The sequence below is a fragment of the Moraxella canis genome (assembly GCF_034424565.1).
Lineage (GTDB): Bacteria > Pseudomonadota > Gammaproteobacteria > Pseudomonadales > Moraxellaceae > Moraxella > Moraxella canis.
The window spans coordinates 1643845-1660506 of sequence record NZ_CP139961.1 but is presented as its reverse complement, the minus strand read 5'-3'; the positions used below and the strand labels follow the sequence as shown (position 1 = coordinate 1660506).

General features: G+C 45.1%; 15 protein-coding genes. 11 read left to right on the top strand and 4 right to left on the bottom strand.

The annotated features are described in order from the left end of the window. The first annotated feature begins 41 nt into the window (after positions 1 to 41). The 6 genes from ileS to U0021_RS07540 all read left to right on the top strand — a co-directional run bounded on the left by ileS (position 42) and on the right by U0021_RS07540 (position 6842). Positions 42 to 2825: an isoleucine--tRNA ligase gene (gene ileS, locus U0021_RS07565; RefSeq protein ID WP_114800949.1), complete on the top strand. Its 2784-nt coding sequence runs from the start codon at positions 42 to 44 to the stop codon at positions 2823 to 2825. After that, a complete protein-coding gene (gene lspA, locus U0021_RS07560; protein WP_114800948.1) occupies positions 2818 to 3339 on the top strand; it encodes a signal peptidase II in 522 nt (173 codons plus the stop codon). The genes ileS and lspA overlap by 8 nt, the downstream gene beginning before the upstream one ends. 205 nt (positions 3340 to 3544) lie before the next feature. Then, positions 3545 to 4036 carry an FKBP-type peptidyl-prolyl cis-trans isomerase gene (locus U0021_RS07555; protein WP_114800947.1) on the top strand — a complete coding sequence of 164 codons (492 nt, stop codon included), beginning with the start codon at positions 3545 to 3547 and terminating at the stop codon, positions 4034 to 4036. Between the two features lie 68 nt (positions 4037 to 4104). Continuing rightward, positions 4105 to 5340, top strand: a complete 1236-nt coding sequence (gene metX / locus U0021_RS07550) for a homoserine O-succinyltransferase MetX (protein ID WP_114800946.1) — start codon at positions 4105 to 4107, stop codon at positions 5338 to 5340. Positions 5341 to 5395: 55 nt separating this feature from the next. Continuing rightward, positions 5396 to 6013, top strand: coding sequence for a methionine biosynthesis protein MetW (gene metW, locus U0021_RS07545; RefSeq protein WP_114800945.1), 618 nt, complete (start codon positions 5396 to 5398; stop codon positions 6011 to 6013). Positions 6014 to 6272: 259 nt separating this feature from the next. Then, positions 6273 to 6842 carry a tetratricopeptide repeat protein gene (locus U0021_RS07540; RefSeq protein WP_049236434.1) on the top strand — a complete coding sequence of 190 codons (570 nt, stop codon included), beginning with the start codon at positions 6273 to 6275 and terminating at the stop codon, positions 6840 to 6842. Between the two features lie 99 nt (positions 6843 to 6941). On the opposite strand, the gene U0021_RS07535 is transcribed toward U0021_RS07540, so the two are convergent. Then, the gene (locus U0021_RS07535; RefSeq protein ID WP_114800944.1) at positions 6942 to 9077 is read right to left on the bottom strand and encodes a TonB-dependent siderophore receptor; all 2136 of its coding nucleotides are present in this window, start codon (positions 9075 to 9077) and stop codon (positions 6942 to 6944) included. 290 nt (positions 9078 to 9367) lie between these two features. Continuing rightward, on the bottom strand, positions 9368 to 10840 hold the full coding sequence (gene guaB / locus U0021_RS07530; RefSeq protein WP_049236437.1) for an IMP dehydrogenase: 1473 nt from the start codon (positions 10838 to 10840) through the stop codon (positions 9368 to 9370). 227 nt (positions 10841 to 11067) lie between these two features. Between guaB and U0021_RS07525 the strand changes: the two genes are divergently transcribed. The 5 genes from U0021_RS07525 (at position 11068) to U0021_RS07505 (ending at position 15628) form a co-directional block, all read left to right on the top strand. Continuing rightward, positions 11068 to 11844 carry a DsbC family protein gene (locus U0021_RS07525; protein WP_114800943.1) on the top strand — a complete coding sequence of 259 codons (777 nt, stop codon included), beginning with the start codon at positions 11068 to 11070 and terminating at the stop codon, positions 11842 to 11844. 330 nt (positions 11845 to 12174) lie between these two features. Beyond that, a complete protein-coding gene (locus tag U0021_RS07520) occupies positions 12175 to 13476 on the top strand; it encodes a homoserine dehydrogenase (RefSeq protein WP_049236440.1) in 1302 nt (433 codons plus the stop codon). A 156-nt stretch (positions 13477 to 13632) separates the two neighbouring features. After that, positions 13633 to 14319: a ribosome biogenesis GTP-binding protein YihA/YsxC gene (gene yihA / locus U0021_RS07515; RefSeq protein WP_114800942.1), complete on the top strand. Its 687-nt coding sequence runs from the start codon at positions 13633 to 13635 to the stop codon at positions 14317 to 14319. Further along, complete coding sequence (rsmI, locus tag U0021_RS07510) at positions 14316 to 15161, top strand: 16S rRNA (cytidine(1402)-2'-O)-methyltransferase (RefSeq protein WP_114800941.1); 846 nt, start codon at positions 14316 to 14318, stop codon at positions 15159 to 15161. The genes yihA and rsmI overlap by 4 nt, the downstream gene beginning before the upstream one ends. Positions 15162 to 15181: 20 nt before the next feature. After that, entirely contained in the window at positions 15182 to 15628 is a 447-nt protein-coding gene (locus U0021_RS07505) for a GatB/YqeY domain-containing protein (protein WP_114800940.1), read from the top strand. A 37-nt stretch (positions 15629 to 15665) separates the two neighbouring features. Here U0021_RS07505 and U0021_RS07500 read toward each other — a convergent pair whose 3' ends face one another. Further along, positions 15666 to 15923: a YfhL family 4Fe-4S dicluster ferredoxin gene (locus U0021_RS07500; RefSeq protein WP_114800939.1), complete on the bottom strand. Its 258-nt coding sequence runs from the start codon at positions 15921 to 15923 to the stop codon at positions 15666 to 15668. A gap of 4 nt (positions 15924 to 15927) precedes the next feature. Further along, a complete protein-coding gene (locus tag U0021_RS07495) occupies positions 15928 to 16659 on the bottom strand; it encodes an NYN domain-containing protein (RefSeq protein ID WP_114800938.1) in 732 nt (243 codons plus the stop codon). Positions 16660 to 16662: the final 3 nt, after the last annotated feature.

Below are 16662 nucleotides of genomic sequence, written 5' to 3'. Positions count from 1 at the left end.
AATAAGCAGTTTACAAAAATTAGCCAACAGCGAGAGACACCATGACTGAGTCCATCGACTACAAGAACACCCTAAATCTTGCCGACACCGCTTTTGCCATGCGCGGCGATCTTGCCAAGCGCGAGCCGATTTGGTTGGAGCAATGGGAAAAAGATGATGTCTATGGGCAGATTCGCAAGGCGCGCCAAGGTCGTAAAACCTATACCCTGCACGATGGACCTCCTTATGCCAACGGTCAGATCCACTTAGGTCATGTGGTCAATAAAGTCCTAAAAGACATCATCGTGAAATATAAAACCTTGGATGGCTACGATGCACCTTATGTGCCTGGTTGGGACTGTCATGGTCTGCCCATCGAGCAAAAAGTCGAAGGCATTCTTGGTAAAGTTGGTCAACAAAAAGACGGTCAAGTGATCAGCGCAAGACAGTTTCGCGGTGCGTGCCGTGAGTATGCCAAGAGCCAAATCGCTCTACAAATGGCTGATTTTAAGCGCTTGGGCGTGCTTGGCGATTGGCAAAATCCTTATCTGACCATGAATTTTCAGCAAGAAGCCGATACCGTGCGCGCTCTTGCCAAGATTTATGAAAACGGTCATATTGTGCGCGGTCTAAAACCTGTCAATTGGTGCCTAGACTGCGGTTCGGCTTTGGCAGAAGCTGAAGTTGAATATGAAGATAAAACCTCTGACGCCATTTATGTGGGCTTTGATATTGTCAATCGTGACGCACTGCCTGCCACCGCTGACATTCAAGGCACGCTTTTGGCAGTGATTTGGACGACGACGCCTTGGACCTTGCCTGCCAACCAAGCCATCAGCGCACATCCTGAGCTTGACTATGTGATCGTCTCAAGTGATGAGCGTCACTTTATCTTAGCCAAAGACTTGGTTGAAGCCTTCGCCGAAGCGATCGCTTTGGATAATTATCACACTTCTGACGCCATCAAAGGTGCACAGCTTGATGTCTTAAAAGCTCAACATCCTTTGATTGCCGAGCGTCAAGTCCCTATCATTTTGGGCGATCATGTTACTGCCGATAGCGGTACAGGTCTTGTGCACACTGCCCCTGCGCACGGTGTCGATGACTATAGCATCGGTCTAAAATATCACCTAAATGTCGATAATCCTGTGGCAGGCAACGGCGTCTACTTGCCTGAAGCCAAAGTATTTGTGGGCGAGCACATTTATAAAGCTCAGCCCAAAATCATCGACACGCTAGCACAGACAGGACATCTGCTTGCTCATAATAAAATTCGCCACAGCTATCCACACTGCTGGCGCCATAAGACGCCGATCATCTTTCGGGCGACGCCGCAATGGTTTATCAGTATGCAGGCGCGTGGTTTGCGCGAGCAAGCACTCAATGACATTCCAAAAGTGACTTGGACACCAGCTTGGGGTCAAAATCGTATCGAATCCATGATGAATGGTCGCCCTGATTGGTGCATCAGTCGTCAGCGTACCTGGGGTGTGCCGATTCCATTTTTTATTCATAAAGATTCAGGTGAGCTACATCCACGCACCAGCGAGCTGATGGAGCAAGCCGCCAAGCTGATCGAAGAAGGCGGCGTTGAAGCGTGGTTCGATACCGACGCTGAAGCCTTCATCGGTGCAGATATTGATACTTATAATAAGTGTAATGACACCTTGGATGTGTGGTTTGACTCTGGGGCGACCAACTTCGCTGTCCTAAATCGCCGTGACGAGCTATCCAATCCTGCCGATTTGTATTTAGAAGGCTCTGATCAGCATCGCGGCTGGTTTCAGTCGTCTTTATTGGTTGGTGAGTCCATTTATGGGCGCCCACCTTATAAACAAGTACTGACGCATGGCTTCACGGTCGATGCCAAAGGGCATAAGCTTTCTAAATCTAAAGGTAATACCAAAGGTTTTGAGCCATCGGACATTGCCAATAAAATGGGTGTGGATATCTTGCGTCTGTGGGTAGGCTCATCGGATTATCGTTATGAGATGGCGGTATCAAAAGAAGGTTTTGATCGTACCACTGATATGTATCGCCGCATTCGTAACACCATCCGATTCTTGCTTGCCAATACGGACGACTTTGATCCTGAAACTGACATGGTTTCAGCTGATGAGCTCATCAGTTTGGATAAATATATCTTGCATCGCACCAAGTCCATCCAAGATGAGATCGTCCGCTCATATACCAACATGGACTTTCACCAAGTCTGCCAAGCGGTGATGGGTTTTTGTTCTCAAGATTTGGGTGGTTTTTATCTTGATATCATCAAAGATCGTACTTACACCACCAAGGCAGATGGCTTGCCGCGTCGTTCGGCTCAGACAGCGCTGTATCACATTGCGCACGCTCTGCTTCGCTGGATTTCGCCAATTTTATCTTTCACCGCTCAAGAAGCTTGGCAAGTGCTCAAAGGCACACAAGGCTACATTTTTACCGCCGAATGGTACGAGCTGCCAAGCTTTAGCATGGATGACATCAGTAGCGAAGATTGGGATCAAGTTGCCTTAGTCAAAGATTTGGTCAATAAATCCATTGAAGATGCGCGCGGCGAGAAAATCGTCAGCAGTAACTTGACCGCCAAAGTCGCCATCACAGCACCACAAGACATCGCCGATATCCTAAATAAATTTGGTAATGAGCTGCGCTTTGTATTCATCACTTCTGATGCGACGGTTGAGTCAGGCGACGCGCTATCTGCGACCATCACGCCTGCTGATGGCACCAAGTGCGTACGCTGCTGGCATGTGCGCACCGATGTCGGCACACATGCTGACCATCCAGAGATCTGCGGTCGCTGCGTACAGAATTTAGGCGAAGGGGAGGCGCGCTTATATGCCTAATCCACAACCGATTTTGGTTTCAAATGGTAGCAAGGCGATGGGATATTATCTCATCGCCATCGTGGTCTTGGTGATTGATCAGCTCACCAAATATTATTTTAAAACTGCCTTAAATCTTGGTGAGAGCATCGCTGTCATTCCACCTGTGCTTAACTGGACTTTGGCGTATAATTACGGCGCAGCTTTTAGCTTTTTGGCGGATCAAGCTGGTTGGCAAAAATGGTTTTTTGCGATTTTAGGCTTGGTGGTTTCAGGCTACATCATTGTCTATCTAAGAAAAGTCCCAAGAATCGCAAGCACGCTTAGCTTAGGCCTAGCGCTTGTGCTTGGCGGTGCAATTGGTAATGTGATTGACCGTATTTTGCGTGGTCATGTGATTGATTTTATTCATGTGCATTATGCTGATGTGTGGCATTATCCAATTTTTAATATCGCAGATATAGGCATCTGTATCGGCATGGCGATGGTGGTCTATGACATGTTATTTTTAGAAAATAAAAGGCAAGTCAGCTAGCATCTGTATCTTTTTGTCTGATTGATCACCCTGCCAAAGCCAAAAGTAGATTTTGGCTTTGGTGCTTTTAAAGATGGTTTAAGGCAATTTAGATCATAACGCTTTTGGCATTGCCATAAACACAGATCCAGTTTTGCTCGTGCTTGTCAAACGATACTGTGCTAAAATATTTTAACCTTTGAATCAAAAATCCCAATAAAAACTTATGAATACACCCATTTTACCTAACGAAGAAATCCGCATTACCCAAGGCAGCCGCGTTTCTTTGCATTTTGAGGTCAGTTTGATGAGCGGCGAGGTGATCGACTCTACTTTTCATCGTGAGGATCCCGTGACACTCACCATTGGCGACGAAAGCTTACTTGCAGGATTTGAAAAAGTCTTGATGAACCTAAAAGCAGGTGACACCCGAACAGCAGCACTGCCAGCAGAAGATGCGTTTGGGCAGTGGAATCCTGAGAATGTTCAAACCTTTACGCGCGCACAATTTGCCCTATCCGAGCCCAATCCTGTCGTCGGCATGATGATGGAATTTGCTGACAAAGGTCAAAATTCTTTGGTTGGCGTCATCAGCTCAGTGACCGATGATGAAGTTTTGGTTGATTTTAACCATCCTTTGGCGGGTCAAGAAGTCCTCTTTAAAGTGCAAATTTTTAAGGTCACGCCCCAAGGTCAGACCGCCTTTGAATTAAAATAATGCCGTCAGCTTGATATGACACCTCCATCATGCTTCATCAGAGCCATTAATAAAGTTTAGGAAAATTTGTGCATCAAAACGACCAAATCACACCACATCTTGATCCAAGCTCAGTCGGTATTGTTGAACCGCAGACGCTGTTTTTTGACGAACCTTTGACTTTAGAATGCCAAAGAGTGTTGCCAGCCTTTGAGCTTGTGATCGAAACTTATGGCACGCTCAATGCCGATAAATCTAATGCCATTTTAATTTGTCATGCGCTTTCAGGCAGTCATCACGCGGCAGGCTATCATGCTGCTGATGATGCCAAACCAGGCTGGTGGGATAATTTGATCGGAAATGGCAAAGCGATTGATACCTCTAAATTTTTTGTCGTCTGCTTAAATAATATCGGCTCATGTCATGGCTCAACAGGACCCACCACGATCAATCCCCAAACTGGCAAAATCTACGGCGCTGACTTTCCTTTGATCACCATCAAAGACTGGGTCAAAACTCAAGTCATGCTCTCTGATCGATTGGGTATCCAAAAATGGCACGCTGTCGTCGGCGGCTCTATGGGCGGCATGCAAGCCCTGCAGTGGTCAGTGGACTATCCTGATCGCTTAAGCCGCGCGGTGATCATCGCCAGTACGCCCAAATTATCCGCACAAAACATCGCCTTTAATGAGGTGGCGCGCCAGTCAATCTTATCGGATCCTGATTTTCATGATGGGTGGTATTTAGAGCACGGTACGTATCCGCGGCGCGGTCTGATTTTGGCTCGTATGGTTGGGCACATCACCTACATCACCGAAGATGCCATGAAAGCCAAATTTGGACGCGACTTAAAATCTGGCAAATTTATGTATGGCTATGATGTGGAGTTTCAAGTTGAGAGCTATTTACGCTATCAAGGTGAGCGCTTTAGCAAAAATTTTGATGCCAATACCTATTTATTGATGACTAAGGCGCTTGATTATTTTGATCCGACACGCGGCTATGCACCTGACGGCTTGTCTGATGAAGATGCCCTGAAACTGACCTTGGCGCGTACCCAGTGCCAATTTTTGGTGGTGTCTTTTACGACCGATTGGCGCTTTAGCCCCGAAAGGTCGATCGAATTGGTCGATGCCTTGATTGCCAATCAAAAGCCAGTCAGTTTTGTCAATGTGGACGCCCCGCACGGTCATGATTCTTTTTTATTTGATATTCCTCGCTATAGCGATGCACTCAAAGGCTTTTTATCTGCGCCCGTCATCGAAGCCAATCCTGTCTCAGAGCCCATGAGCCCCACACAAATCTCTAAATTAGCAAGGCAATAAACATGGCTGCATGTCATCTTATCGTCATTGCGCCATCATATAATAAGGATCATGCATGAATAATATTGATCATCAGCTGGCAGAAAAGTGGATTTTGCCCAAATCTCGTGTGCTAGACTTAGGCTGTGGTGATGGCACCTTGCTTGAACACCTCCAAAAAAATCTTGGCGTGACTGGTTATGGGCTTGAGATTGATGAATTTAAAATCAATCAAGCCATTGCCAAGGGCTTAAATATCATTGAGCAAGATCTCAATGAAGGCTTGGCGCGTTTTGCTGATAATAGCTTTGATACGGTCGTCATGGCGCGTGCGCTTCAAGCGGTCAAATCACCCGATCAGCTACTGATTGATATGCTGCGAGTTGCTAAAGAAGGCATTGTCACTTTTCCAAACTTTGCATATTGGCAAAACCGCGTTTATTTGGGCATCAAGGGCATCATGCCGATGAGCGAAACTTTGCCGCATGAGTGGTATAATACGCCCAATATACATTTGTGCACATTTAAGGATTTTGAGCGGCTGTGTGATGACAATAACATTCGCATTCTAGATGCGGTTGCCATCAGCGATAAACCCAATCCCAAGCTGCCTTCGGCGTTATTAAATCGCATGGTCAAGCGCGTGCCAAACTTGCTTGCTGATGTTGCTGTTTATCGCATTGCCAAGAACTAAAAACCTTAAAAAAGTTATTTAAGATTCACCCAATTTTTAAAAATAGTGGTAAAATGTCACTTGCAGTTACCGTTTGTTTACTGATTGTTCGTTATAATCACGGTATAATAAATTGTTTAGCTGCGCGATAAGATGCGTGTGGCATATTATCATGCCATACTTTTTTATAGCCGCCTGCCTGCAACAGCCTTTGAGATACGAGTGAGCTTTTGCAGGTCTACTTTTAACTCCTTTTTATTCTTTGCCATAGGACAGCGTCATGAAATTGTTTAAAATCGCCCTATTAGCCAGCGTACTAGGCACCACCACCTTAACGTATTCTCTGACCTCTTTGGCTAATAATCGCTTTGAAACAATCGATATCACAACCTTGACTAATCAAGCTGCAAGCGGTGATTATCATGCTCAGTTCTTTCTTGCCAAACGCCTACAAAAAGGCGAAGGTGTCGCCAAAGATGCTGCAAAAGCTGTCTATTGGTACACCCGCGCTGCCGAAAAAAACATCGCTCCAGCCCAGCTAAACCTTGGCATCATGTATCTGCGTGGTGAAGGCGTCAAGGCAGACATGGCAACAGGTCGAGCGTGGCTAGAAAGAGCCGCAAATTTGGGTGATAATCGCGCCAGCTATGCTCTAGCGATGATCGATGAGCAGCAGCAGCGCTTGGTCGATGCTTATAAATGGTATGATCTATCCACGCGCGAAGGCATGCTCGATGATAATGTACGCAATCGCGCCAAAGCCAAAGTCAGCCAACTTGCACTCAATTTATCTTCTAGCGAAATTGAGTCCGCCAAACGCAGTGCCAATGCTTGGTTCTTAAATCAATAATTCAAGCAAATAAAGCCAATCTTTTTGATTGGCTTTTTTATTACCCAAAAAAAAAGAACACTTAAGCCTAGACTTAAGTGTTCTGTAAGAATTTCAAAATCAGAATTTGTAGTTGATGCCAACACGGAAGTCACGCCCTTGCGCAGGGTTGACGTTTATATTATTGGCGCGCTGTGAATGTGGATAGTAGTATTTGTCTGCCACATTATTAACCGCAAAATTCACATTCATCTTATCATTGCCATAAGGTTTCCAATTGGCATAAATGTCAGTAACATTATAGCCTGGTCGAACAGGATTGGCTGTGGAATTGACATTGACCGTTCCAACCACTTCAGCCACATCTCGGTTTCGCACACCAATTTCTAAATTCGGTTCGGCAAATCGGTAAGCCAATGAGCTTGTAATTGTACGACCAACCTTAAAGGCAAATTCAGGGTTTAGCTCATTATCAAAATCCAAACCATGGAATTCAGGATCGCTATCAGCCACACCAATACGAGCAGAAAAGCCTCCAATCTGATAACCGGCGTTCAACTCATAGCCGTCGTTAGTGATATGACCTTTGTTAATCACATCTCTAATGGTTGCGACATCATGGCGGTTTTGTGGATTTACAAGCGCGTCATCAATTCTTTGCCAAAAATAGCCGCCATCCAAAGTAATCTTACCTTTATCAGCCATATCTTGACTAAAATTAAAGCCAAGTTCGGTATTGCGCGCTCTTTCTGCTTTGGTGCCGTCAGCAATTGATACCATGCCACGATGTCCTTGAGATAAAAGTGCATCATACAAACGTGGGCTACGTGTCGCATAGTTATGACTTGCATTCAAACTGAGTGATGGCGTGGCTTGCCAAATCAGACCCAAACTTGGGTTAAGTGAATCGTCTGTATTTTTCTTACCGTCCATACCATGATATTCATAATGATCATAACGCAAACCTGCTGTTACCGTGACAGGTCCAATGTCATTAATGGACTCTACATACACGCCAACATCCTGCTTTTCCATCATCTGCACATCACTTTGCAAAGACGCTTTGATTTTCTTTGGCACTCCTGGTGTTGCTTGCTCACTGATAAAACCAGGGTTTGGGATCTCGATATTGGTTAAGTCGCCTTTTTTGAGCATACGCTCTGGTTCAACTTGTTGGTGACGATAATTAACGCCATATTTCAGCAATGAATCTGCCGTAATATAAGAGTCAAAATTAATATTCGCCCCTTTGGTCTCGATAACAGTGGTGGTCGGACCTTCAATATTTCCGCAGTATCCACAGCCGCTATCGTCGGCAGAATAGCGTTTATTTTTCAAAAGATATACGTTAGCCGTCACATCAGCAAAACCCAAATCTTTGCCAACATATTCCAAATTAGTCAAAACTTGAGAAGTCTCACGATAAGCAGGATTTTGACGATCATTTTTACCACCAAACGCGGTAAACTCCTCACGCACAGTGCGCACACCTTTATGCATATCGTGCATGTGACTAAGAACGAAACGGTGATTGTCTAAATTGGCGCCTACTTTAGCCAAGTAGCCTCGCTTATCTAGCGCACTGTATAAAATTTCATTACTGCCATTGACGTTATTTTTATAATCTTTGCTAGCCTCATAATTATTCTCATCAGCGCGATTGGCAGAAATCAAAAAATCAAAGTTATCAGATTTACCATATGCTGATACCCCATAATTGAAGGAATCTGAGTTCTCACTATAGCCAGTGTTGACTTTTACACCCCAATCTTTATCACTGCCTTTTAAAAGATCGTCAGCATCTAAAGTCTTAGCGATGATAGCCCCATTCGTCGCCCCAATACCTGCTGATGCCGAACCTGCCCCTTTTTGGACGCTGACGATTTTAACCAAGGCAGGGTCGAGCATAAACTTGCCTTGATGATACAAAATTTGTGAATCGCTATAGGCGTTGTCAATTTTCAAATCAACTGAGTTATGGCTCATGCCGCGAATACTGACATATTGAGAAGTACCATTACCCCCACCAAAATCAATCGAAGCCTCTGATTTTAGCAAGCCACGCATATCTGTCTCGGTACTTTCATCTTTATCTGCCGTTGTTACGACATTGGACTTAACTTTTGCGCCTTGACGATCGCTGACGACTGTATCGCCTGATAAGACAACGGTTGGCTCACCATCAGCTGCATAAGCCATGGTTGTAAAAGCAGCACTGACTGCCAATGTCAGCGGTAATAATTGAAACTTTTTCATAATAACTCCGATTATGGCGTTTTAAACTCTAACTCATTGAGACTACCTTGTTGCCGACTTACCAAAATCAACGAAACTACCGACAAATGTGACAAAGAAGCAAAAGCAGCAAGGTACAGGCAGGATTTTACCAAATGTTTTTTCTTTTGTAAATGATAATTAATATTATTTGATAAAAGAAATAGGAATTATTTATATTTAAAAAAAATAAGTTATTTTTCACCTTTTGAATTATATAAAAAAAACGCTCATCATGAGATGAGCGTTTTTGACTGATACTAGGGTGTCAATCAGTTTTGGCGATAGTTTGGCGCTTCTTTGGTAATTTGTACATCATGGACATGAGACTCTTTCATGCCTGCTGATGTCACCTTGACAAAGGTGGTATTCTTACGCATCTCTTCGATGGTGCGGCAGCCAGTGTAGCCCATGGATGATTTTAACCCGCCTGCCAACTGACCGATGATGCCAGTGACTGGACCTTTATAAGGCACGCGGCCTTCGATACCTTCTGGTACCAGTTTTTCAACACCATCTTTGGCATCCTGAAAATAGCGATCTGATGAGCCATTTTGACCACTCATCGCACCTAGACTACCCATGCCACGATAGGCTTTGTAGTAACGACCTTGGAACAGCTCAACCTCGCCAGGTGCTTCTTCGGTACCTGCCAATAAGCTACCCACCATGATGCACGACGCACCCGCTGCGATGGCTTTGGCAATATCACCTGAGAAACGAATGCCGCCATCAGCAATCAAAGGAATTTGGTCTTTTAGAGCAGTTGCGACACTGTCAATAGCACTAACTTGCGGGACACCGATACCCGCAACGATTCGTGTTGTGCAGATAGAGCCTGGACCGATACCCACTTTGACAGCATCTGCACCTGCATCTAGCAGCGCCAAGGCAGCATCACCAGTGGCGATATTTCCGCCAATGACTTGGATGTTTGAGTAGTTTTTCTTAATCCATGCTACGCGGTCGATCACGCCTTTTGAATGACCATGTGCGGTATCTACGATGATCACATCGACTTGCGCATCAATCAATGCCTCTACGCGAGCTTCGGTATCTGCGCCTGTGCCGACCGCCGCACCTACCAATAGACGACCTTTGCTATCTTTGGCAGCATTTGGGTTGTTTTCTGCTTTAGTAAAGTCATTGACAGTGATTAAGCCTTTGAGCTGATAATCATCATCAATCACCACCACTTTTTCGATACGATGGCGATGTAATAGCTCTTTGATGCGCTCTTGGGTTTCGCCTTCTTTGACAGTCACTAGCTTGTCTTTTGGCGTCATGACATTGGTCACAGGCTGTGACAAATTGGTCTCAAAGCGCAAATCTCGGTGCGTCACAATGCCAACGACTTTATTAGTGCCTGCCTCAACCACTGGTACGCCGCTGATTTTATGCTCGCGAGTCAAAGCAATCAAATCCCCCACCGTAGCATCGGCATTAACGGTGATTGGATCTGCAACCGTCCCAGCCTCAAACTTCTTAACATGACGAACACGGCGTGCCTGATGGGCGATGTCCATGTTCTTATGAATGATCCCCATACCGCCAAGCTGCGCCATAGCGATCGCCATCTTAGATTCGGTCACGGTATCCATCGCCGCAGAAATGATCGGCAAATTTAAATTAATATCTTTGGTTAAGCGAGTGGTTAGGTTGGTTTCTTTTGGAAGGACTTCAGAATAGGCAGGCAAAAGCAAGACATCGTCAAATGTCAAGGCGTCGTAGGCAATGCGTAGCATAGGTTATTTCCTGTATGAGCGCCTAATTGGGCTTTAAATCGAGTGATAAAACACCAAAGGCAGGTTTGAAATAACGCCGTATTGTATCAAATAATTATGACAATTTGCAAGCAGATTTGTAAAATTGTACAGCGTTTTATTTGCTAAAAATTGGAGGATTGAAATAAATTTCTTGGCGCTATCATAAAATTTTGGCATAATAGCAATTTTACCAATCAAAACACATCATGCGCCAATTACTGCCAATCATGCTTGCAAGCACAGTATTCATCAGTGCTTGCAGCACTGCCAATGATTCTGCCCAAAATCATACTAAGATCAATCAGCCTGCCGCTGCCCAAAGCAGTGACGAAGTCGTCAAAGCGCTTCAAGAACATCTGACCAAGTCAGGTGCTCAAATCACCGCCGTGAGCGCCCTGCCAACAGCGATGCCTGATATTTATTGGGTCAGCTTTGAAGATGCGCCGGCGATGTTTACCAATAAGACGGGTGAGTATCTGATTCAAGGTCAAATTATCAAGCTTGGCGACGGTCAGCCTGTGGATATCACAGCAGAGATTCAGGCTAATCTAGCCAAGGAAAATTTGGCCAAAGTCAGTCTTGATGAGATGATTATTTATCCTGCCAAAGGTGAGCACAAAGCAGCCGTCTATGTCTTTAGCGATCCGACTTGCCACTATTGTCAGCTGTTACACAAAGATATTGACGACATTACCGCAGGCGGCGTAGAAGTACGTTATTTGGCATGGCCACGCGCCGAAAAAGACATTCCGCTGACGCAAGCCATTTGGTGTAGCCAAGATCGACACGCTGCTTTGAGCGCCGCTAAGCTTGGTAATATGATCACTGCCAATGATTGCGACAATCCTGTCCAAAAACACCTAGCACTTGGGCGCAGTCTTGGCATTTCAGGAACGCCAGCGATTTTTACCGAATCTGGTGAGCATATCGGTGGCTATATACCCGCCAAAGAGCTGATTCAAGCTGCCATCGAGCGCCGATAAGCGCTTGTGTGACACCTTTAAGTTAAATCAGCTAAATTCATCTTCTTGGAATGAAATGGGCAGATTTTGGGCGATAAAATTCGCCCAATTTCGCCAAAAAAGCCTAGCACAAAGCCTCAACTTATGGTAACTTAGGCAACTTATTAAACACTTAAATTAGACGCTTAAATGGGTTGGTGATTTGACCTTCATTTGGCAAGATTGTCTTCTTTATCCAAATCAAACCAAGCAGCGCTTGGATTGATCATTTAACCATTTTTAATTTTTGAATTTTGGCTATGGATTGATTAGCCAAACACTTAAGCAAACATTCCGATCACGGAGCATCTTGTGAATAACACCATTAATCTTGCCGTACTGGGTCTAGGCACTGTCGGCACTGGCGTACTAAATCTCATCAAAGATAACATCAATGAGCTGACTCGTCGCAGCGGTCATCAGCTTGTCGTCACGCACGCGGGCACTCGCCGCCATCGTGATGACATTGATCCAAGCATCCATCAAACTGCAGATCTGATGGCGATTGCAGAAGCTGAAGATGTGGATATCGTCATCGAAGTGATTGGTGGCACAGATGTGGCTTATGAAGTCATCACCCACGCCATCCGCCACAAAAAACACGTGGTCACCGCCAATAAAGCCCTACTTGCCAAACATGGTAACGAAATTTTCAGACTTGCCGAAGAGCATGGCGTACAGGTGCGTTATGAAGCTGCGGTGGCAGGCGGCATTCCAATCATTAAGATCGTTCGTGAAGCATTGGCAGCCAATAAAATTGATTGGCTGACAGGCATCATCAATGGTACAGGCAACTTTATCATGACCGAGATGCAGCAAAAAAATCGGAAATTTGGTGAGGTACTTGCCGAAGCTCAAGCACTGGGCTATGCTGAAGCTGATCCGACTTTTGATGTTGAAGGTATTGATGCAGCACACAAATTATCTCTGCTTGCGTCGATTGCCTTTGGTATTCCTGTGCAGTTTGATAAGGTCTATTGTGAAGGGATTACCAAAATCAGCCTACAAGATGTGATTTATGCCAAAGAGCTTGGCTATACCATCAAGCACTTAGGCTTTGCCATTCGCCGCGAGCATGGGATTGAGCTTCGCGTGCACCCTGCCTTGATTCCATCTCAAGCGCTATTAGCCAATGTCAATGGCGTCAAAAATGCGGTGATGATTGACGCCCATCCTTTGGGTCAGTCTTTATACTACGGCGATGGTGCTGGTGCTGGTGCGACAGCATCGGCGGTGGTGGCTGATGTGATGGACTTGATTTATGTGATTGATGCGGCTACCCCAAGCGATGTGCCGCACCTAGCATTCATCCCTGAAGAGCTGTCTGACATTGGTATTTTACCAAGTGATGAGATGACTTCTGGCTTTTACTTACGCTTGACCGTCAAAGATGAAGTGGGCGTTTTGGCGGATACGACGCGTATTTTGAGTGATAATGGCATTAATATTGATGCCATCTTGCAGCGCGACGCCCATAAGTCGGGACTGGTGCCGATCATCATTTTGACATTGCCTGTCCTTGAAAAGCAAATGAACACCGCCATCAGCCAGATTGAGGCGCTTGGTGCGGTAGTTGAGCCTGTCGTGCGCATTCGCTTAGAAAGCTTAGAATGACTAAAAATAGTAAAACAAAAAAGGATGGCAAATACCGTCCTTTTTTGATAAAAAGTTAAATCTGCACTGATATAATCAATCAAACAAAAGCTGTCATATCGCTATTTTTGGTCTTTCATGATACACTTAGCTCATTATTTATGATGATGATACGATATGAACAGCCAAGAGATATTAAAACAAATTCACCAAACCAAATTCTTGCTTTCGGCGCCGACTTTTAAGCTGTGTCCTGAAGACACGGGCTTTGAAGTGGCGTTCGCTGGTCGCTCAAATGCTGGCAAATCCTCAGCCATCAATACCATTACTCATCAAAAACAGCTTGCCCGCTCATCAAAGACGCCCGGGCGCACTCAGATGATTAATTTTTTTACCGTCGGCGATGAGCAAGCGCGTATTGTGGATTTGCCAGGCTATGGCTATGCTGCTGTGCCCGAGAGCATGAAAATCAAATGGCAAAAAGAGCTTGAAGAATATCTGGTATCTCGCCAATCCTTAGTAGGACTGGTTTTGATGACCGACATTCGCCATCCGCTTAAATATTTTGATGAGCAAATGCTGCACTGGGCAAAAGATGGCAGACTGCCTGTGCATGTTCTGCTCACAAAGGCAGATAAGCTCAAGCGCGGCGCACAAAAAACGGCGCTATTATCCACCAAAAAACAATTAGAGGCGCTGGAGCTGCCCTTTAGCATTCAGCTGTTTTCTGCGCTTAAAAAAGAAGGTGTCGATGATCTTGCCAAAGTGCTTGGTGAGTGGCTACACTTGACCGATCGAAGTCAGCAAGATCATGATGCTATCCTTGACACCCAAGACCAGAAGCAGCCTGAGGTCGGTTCATGATGAGCAAATTATACCTCGTCAGCACACCGATCGGTAATTTGTCAGACATGACAGAGCGTGCGATCACCACCCTAAAATCTGTGGATGTCATCGCCTGTGAAGACACTCGCACCTCCGCCAAGCTGCTTAAACATTTTAATATCACCACGCCAACAAGCGCCTATCATGAGCATAATGCCGACGCCCAAACACAGCGGCTCATCGAAAAACTCAGCACCGGTCAATCCATCGCCCTGATCAGCGATGCAGGTACGCCGCTCATCTCCGACCCTGGATATCGCTTAGTCAAGGCAGCTCACGAACATGGCATCGATGTGATTCCCATTGTAGGCGCGTGTGCGGTGATCGCTGCCCTGTCGGCAGCAGGACTGCCTTCAGACCGATTTACTTTTGCAGGATTTTTGCCTGCCAAGTCGCATGGTCGCCTAAAAACACTGGAAGCTTGGCGCGATCGCACAGAGACATTGATATTTTATGAAGCGCCGCATCGCATCACCGAGAGCCTAAGCGACATGGTGTCAGTCTTTGGGGCAAGCCGTGAAGCGACACTTTGCCGTGAGCTGACCAAGACCTTTGAAACCATCAAAAAGCTGCCCCTTGGCGAGCTGCTGCAATTTGTTCAAAATGACAGCAATCAACAAAAAGGTGAGATTGTTTTGGTGGTGGCAGGCTGTGATGATACAGCACACCAAAGCACAGACTATGATCAGTGGCTACTTGCCATCGCCAAAGAATTGCCACCAAAAAAGGCTGCCGGCGTGGTCGCTGATGTGCTTAATCTCAAAAAATCAGAGATTTATGACAGATTACTCACCCTTCAAAATCAACAAAAATCCGTTTAAATGACTAAAAGGAGCACCAGATGAATTTAAAAGACTCTCTATCAGAAGCCATCAAATCCGCTATGAAAGCTCGTGAGATGGACGTGGTTAAAATCCTGCGCAACGTCCAAGCGGCGATCAAAAAAGTAGAAATTGACAGCCAAACAACTTTGGATGATAAAGCAGTGCTTGAGCTATTACAAAAGCAAATCAAACAGCGCCAAGAATCGCTTGATATTTATGAAGCGAATGGTCGAGATGATTTGGCTGCCAAAGAAAAATTTGAGATTGAAGTGATTGGGCAATTTCTTCCAGCACAGCTTGATGAAGCGGCGCTAAATGATATCATCATTGCGACCATTGCCGATCTTGAAGCTGATAGCATGAAAGACATGGGACGCGTGATGAATGCGGTCAAAGAAAAGACCGTCGGTCAAGCTGATCCTGCGGTCATTTCAGGATTGGTTAAAAAGGCGTTGTCCGCCTAATCAAACACCCCAATCAAAAGCGCGCCAACAGGTGCGCTTACTTATTCCAAATCTTTTTATATTTTTGGAGAAGCTCATCTTCTGATTCGATACGGTCAGGGTCTTTGATGATACAATCAATCGGACAGACCTTATCACAAGTAGGCTCATCGTAAAATCCCACGCACTCGGTGCATAAATCAGGGTCGATGACATAGGTTTTTTGACCTTTTTGGTCATAGCTGATGGCATCATTGGGGCATTCAGGCTCACAAATGTCGCAATTGATACAGTCGGTGGTGATTTTTAGTGCCATAGTTTTAGGTATTAGCTGAATTTTTAGGCGATTTTTTGTTTTTAATGATGTAATGACCGTCGTTTAGTTGAACTTCAAACAAATCAATGGCTTTCACCAAATCGCTCAATTGTTTATAGCCATAATTTTTACTATCGAACGAGGATTGATTTTTGATGATACTGCCCACTGCCGATAATGAAGCCCAGCCCTCTTCATTTTGGGCTTCTGAAATGGCGTGACGCAGTAAATTCATCAGCTTGGCATCTTGTTTCAGCTCATGACTTGACTTTTTGGACATGCCTGTATGATTTTGATTGGTATTTTCGCCATCCAAATATAAAAATCTTGAACATGCCTGCACAAGTGATTTTGGCGTTTTTTGTTCACCAAACCCAATGACCACCTTACCCTCATGGCGCAGTCGCATCACCAGTGGCGTAAAATCGCTATCTGACGATACAAGACAAAACACATCAGCTTTATTTTCGTGCAAGATATCCATGACGTCAATCGTCATCGCCATGTCGGTGGCATTTTTGGATTTGGTGTAGGCAAACTGCTGAACTGGCTTTAAAGCATTATCCAACAAGACATCCTCCCAGCCTTGCAGACCGTGATTTTTCCAATCCCCATAAATTTTACGGATATTGATTGTGCCAAATTTTGCCAATTCACTTAAAATAAATTCAATCTTTTTGGCAGGGGCGTTGTCAGCATCGATAAACAAAGCCACGTTCTTATTTGCAAAATCCATAAA

What these genes read in the sequence shown, in the direction of transcription:
- ileS (WP_114800949.1), top strand. Translation starts at nt 42, where the DNA reads ATGACTGAGTCCATCGACTACAAGAACACCCTAAATCTTGCCGACACC.
- U0021_RS07555 (WP_114800947.1), top strand. Translation starts at nt 3,545, where the DNA reads ATGAATACACCCATTTTACCTAACGAAGAAATCCGCATTACCCAAGGC.
- guaB (WP_049236437.1), bottom strand. Translation starts at nt 10,840, where the DNA reads ATGCTACGCATTGCCTACGACGCCTTGACATTTGACGATGTCTTGCTT.
- U0021_RS07535 (WP_114800944.1), bottom strand. Translation starts at nt 9,077, where the DNA reads ATGAAAAAGTTTCAATTATTACCGCTGACATTGGCAGTCAGTGCTGCT.
- yihA (WP_114800942.1), top strand. Translation starts at nt 13,633, where the DNA reads ATGAACAGCCAAGAGATATTAAAACAAATTCACCAAACCAAATTCTTG.
- U0021_RS07525 (WP_114800943.1), top strand. Translation starts at nt 11,068, where the DNA reads ATGCGCCAATTACTGCCAATCATGCTTGCAAGCACAGTATTCATCAGT.
- U0021_RS07505 (WP_114800940.1), top strand. Translation starts at nt 15,182, where the DNA reads ATGAATTTAAAAGACTCTCTATCAGAAGCCATCAAATCCGCTATGAAA.
- rsmI (WP_114800941.1), top strand. Translation starts at nt 14,316, where the DNA reads ATGATGAGCAAATTATACCTCGTCAGCACACCGATCGGTAATTTGTCA.
- lspA (WP_114800948.1), top strand. Translation starts at nt 2,818, where the DNA reads ATGCCTAATCCACAACCGATTTTGGTTTCAAATGGTAGCAAGGCGATG.
- U0021_RS07540 (WP_049236434.1), top strand. Translation starts at nt 6,273, where the DNA reads ATGAAATTGTTTAAAATCGCCCTATTAGCCAGCGTACTAGGCACCACC.
- U0021_RS07495 (WP_114800938.1), bottom strand. Translation starts at nt 16,659, where the DNA reads ATGGATTTTGCAAATAAGAACGTGGCTTTGTTTATCGATGCTGACAAC.
- metW (WP_114800945.1), top strand. Translation starts at nt 5,396, where the DNA reads ATGAATAATATTGATCATCAGCTGGCAGAAAAGTGGATTTTGCCCAAA.
- U0021_RS07500 (WP_114800939.1), bottom strand. Translation starts at nt 15,923, where the DNA reads ATGGCACTAAAAATCACCACCGACTGTATCAATTGCGACATTTGTGAG.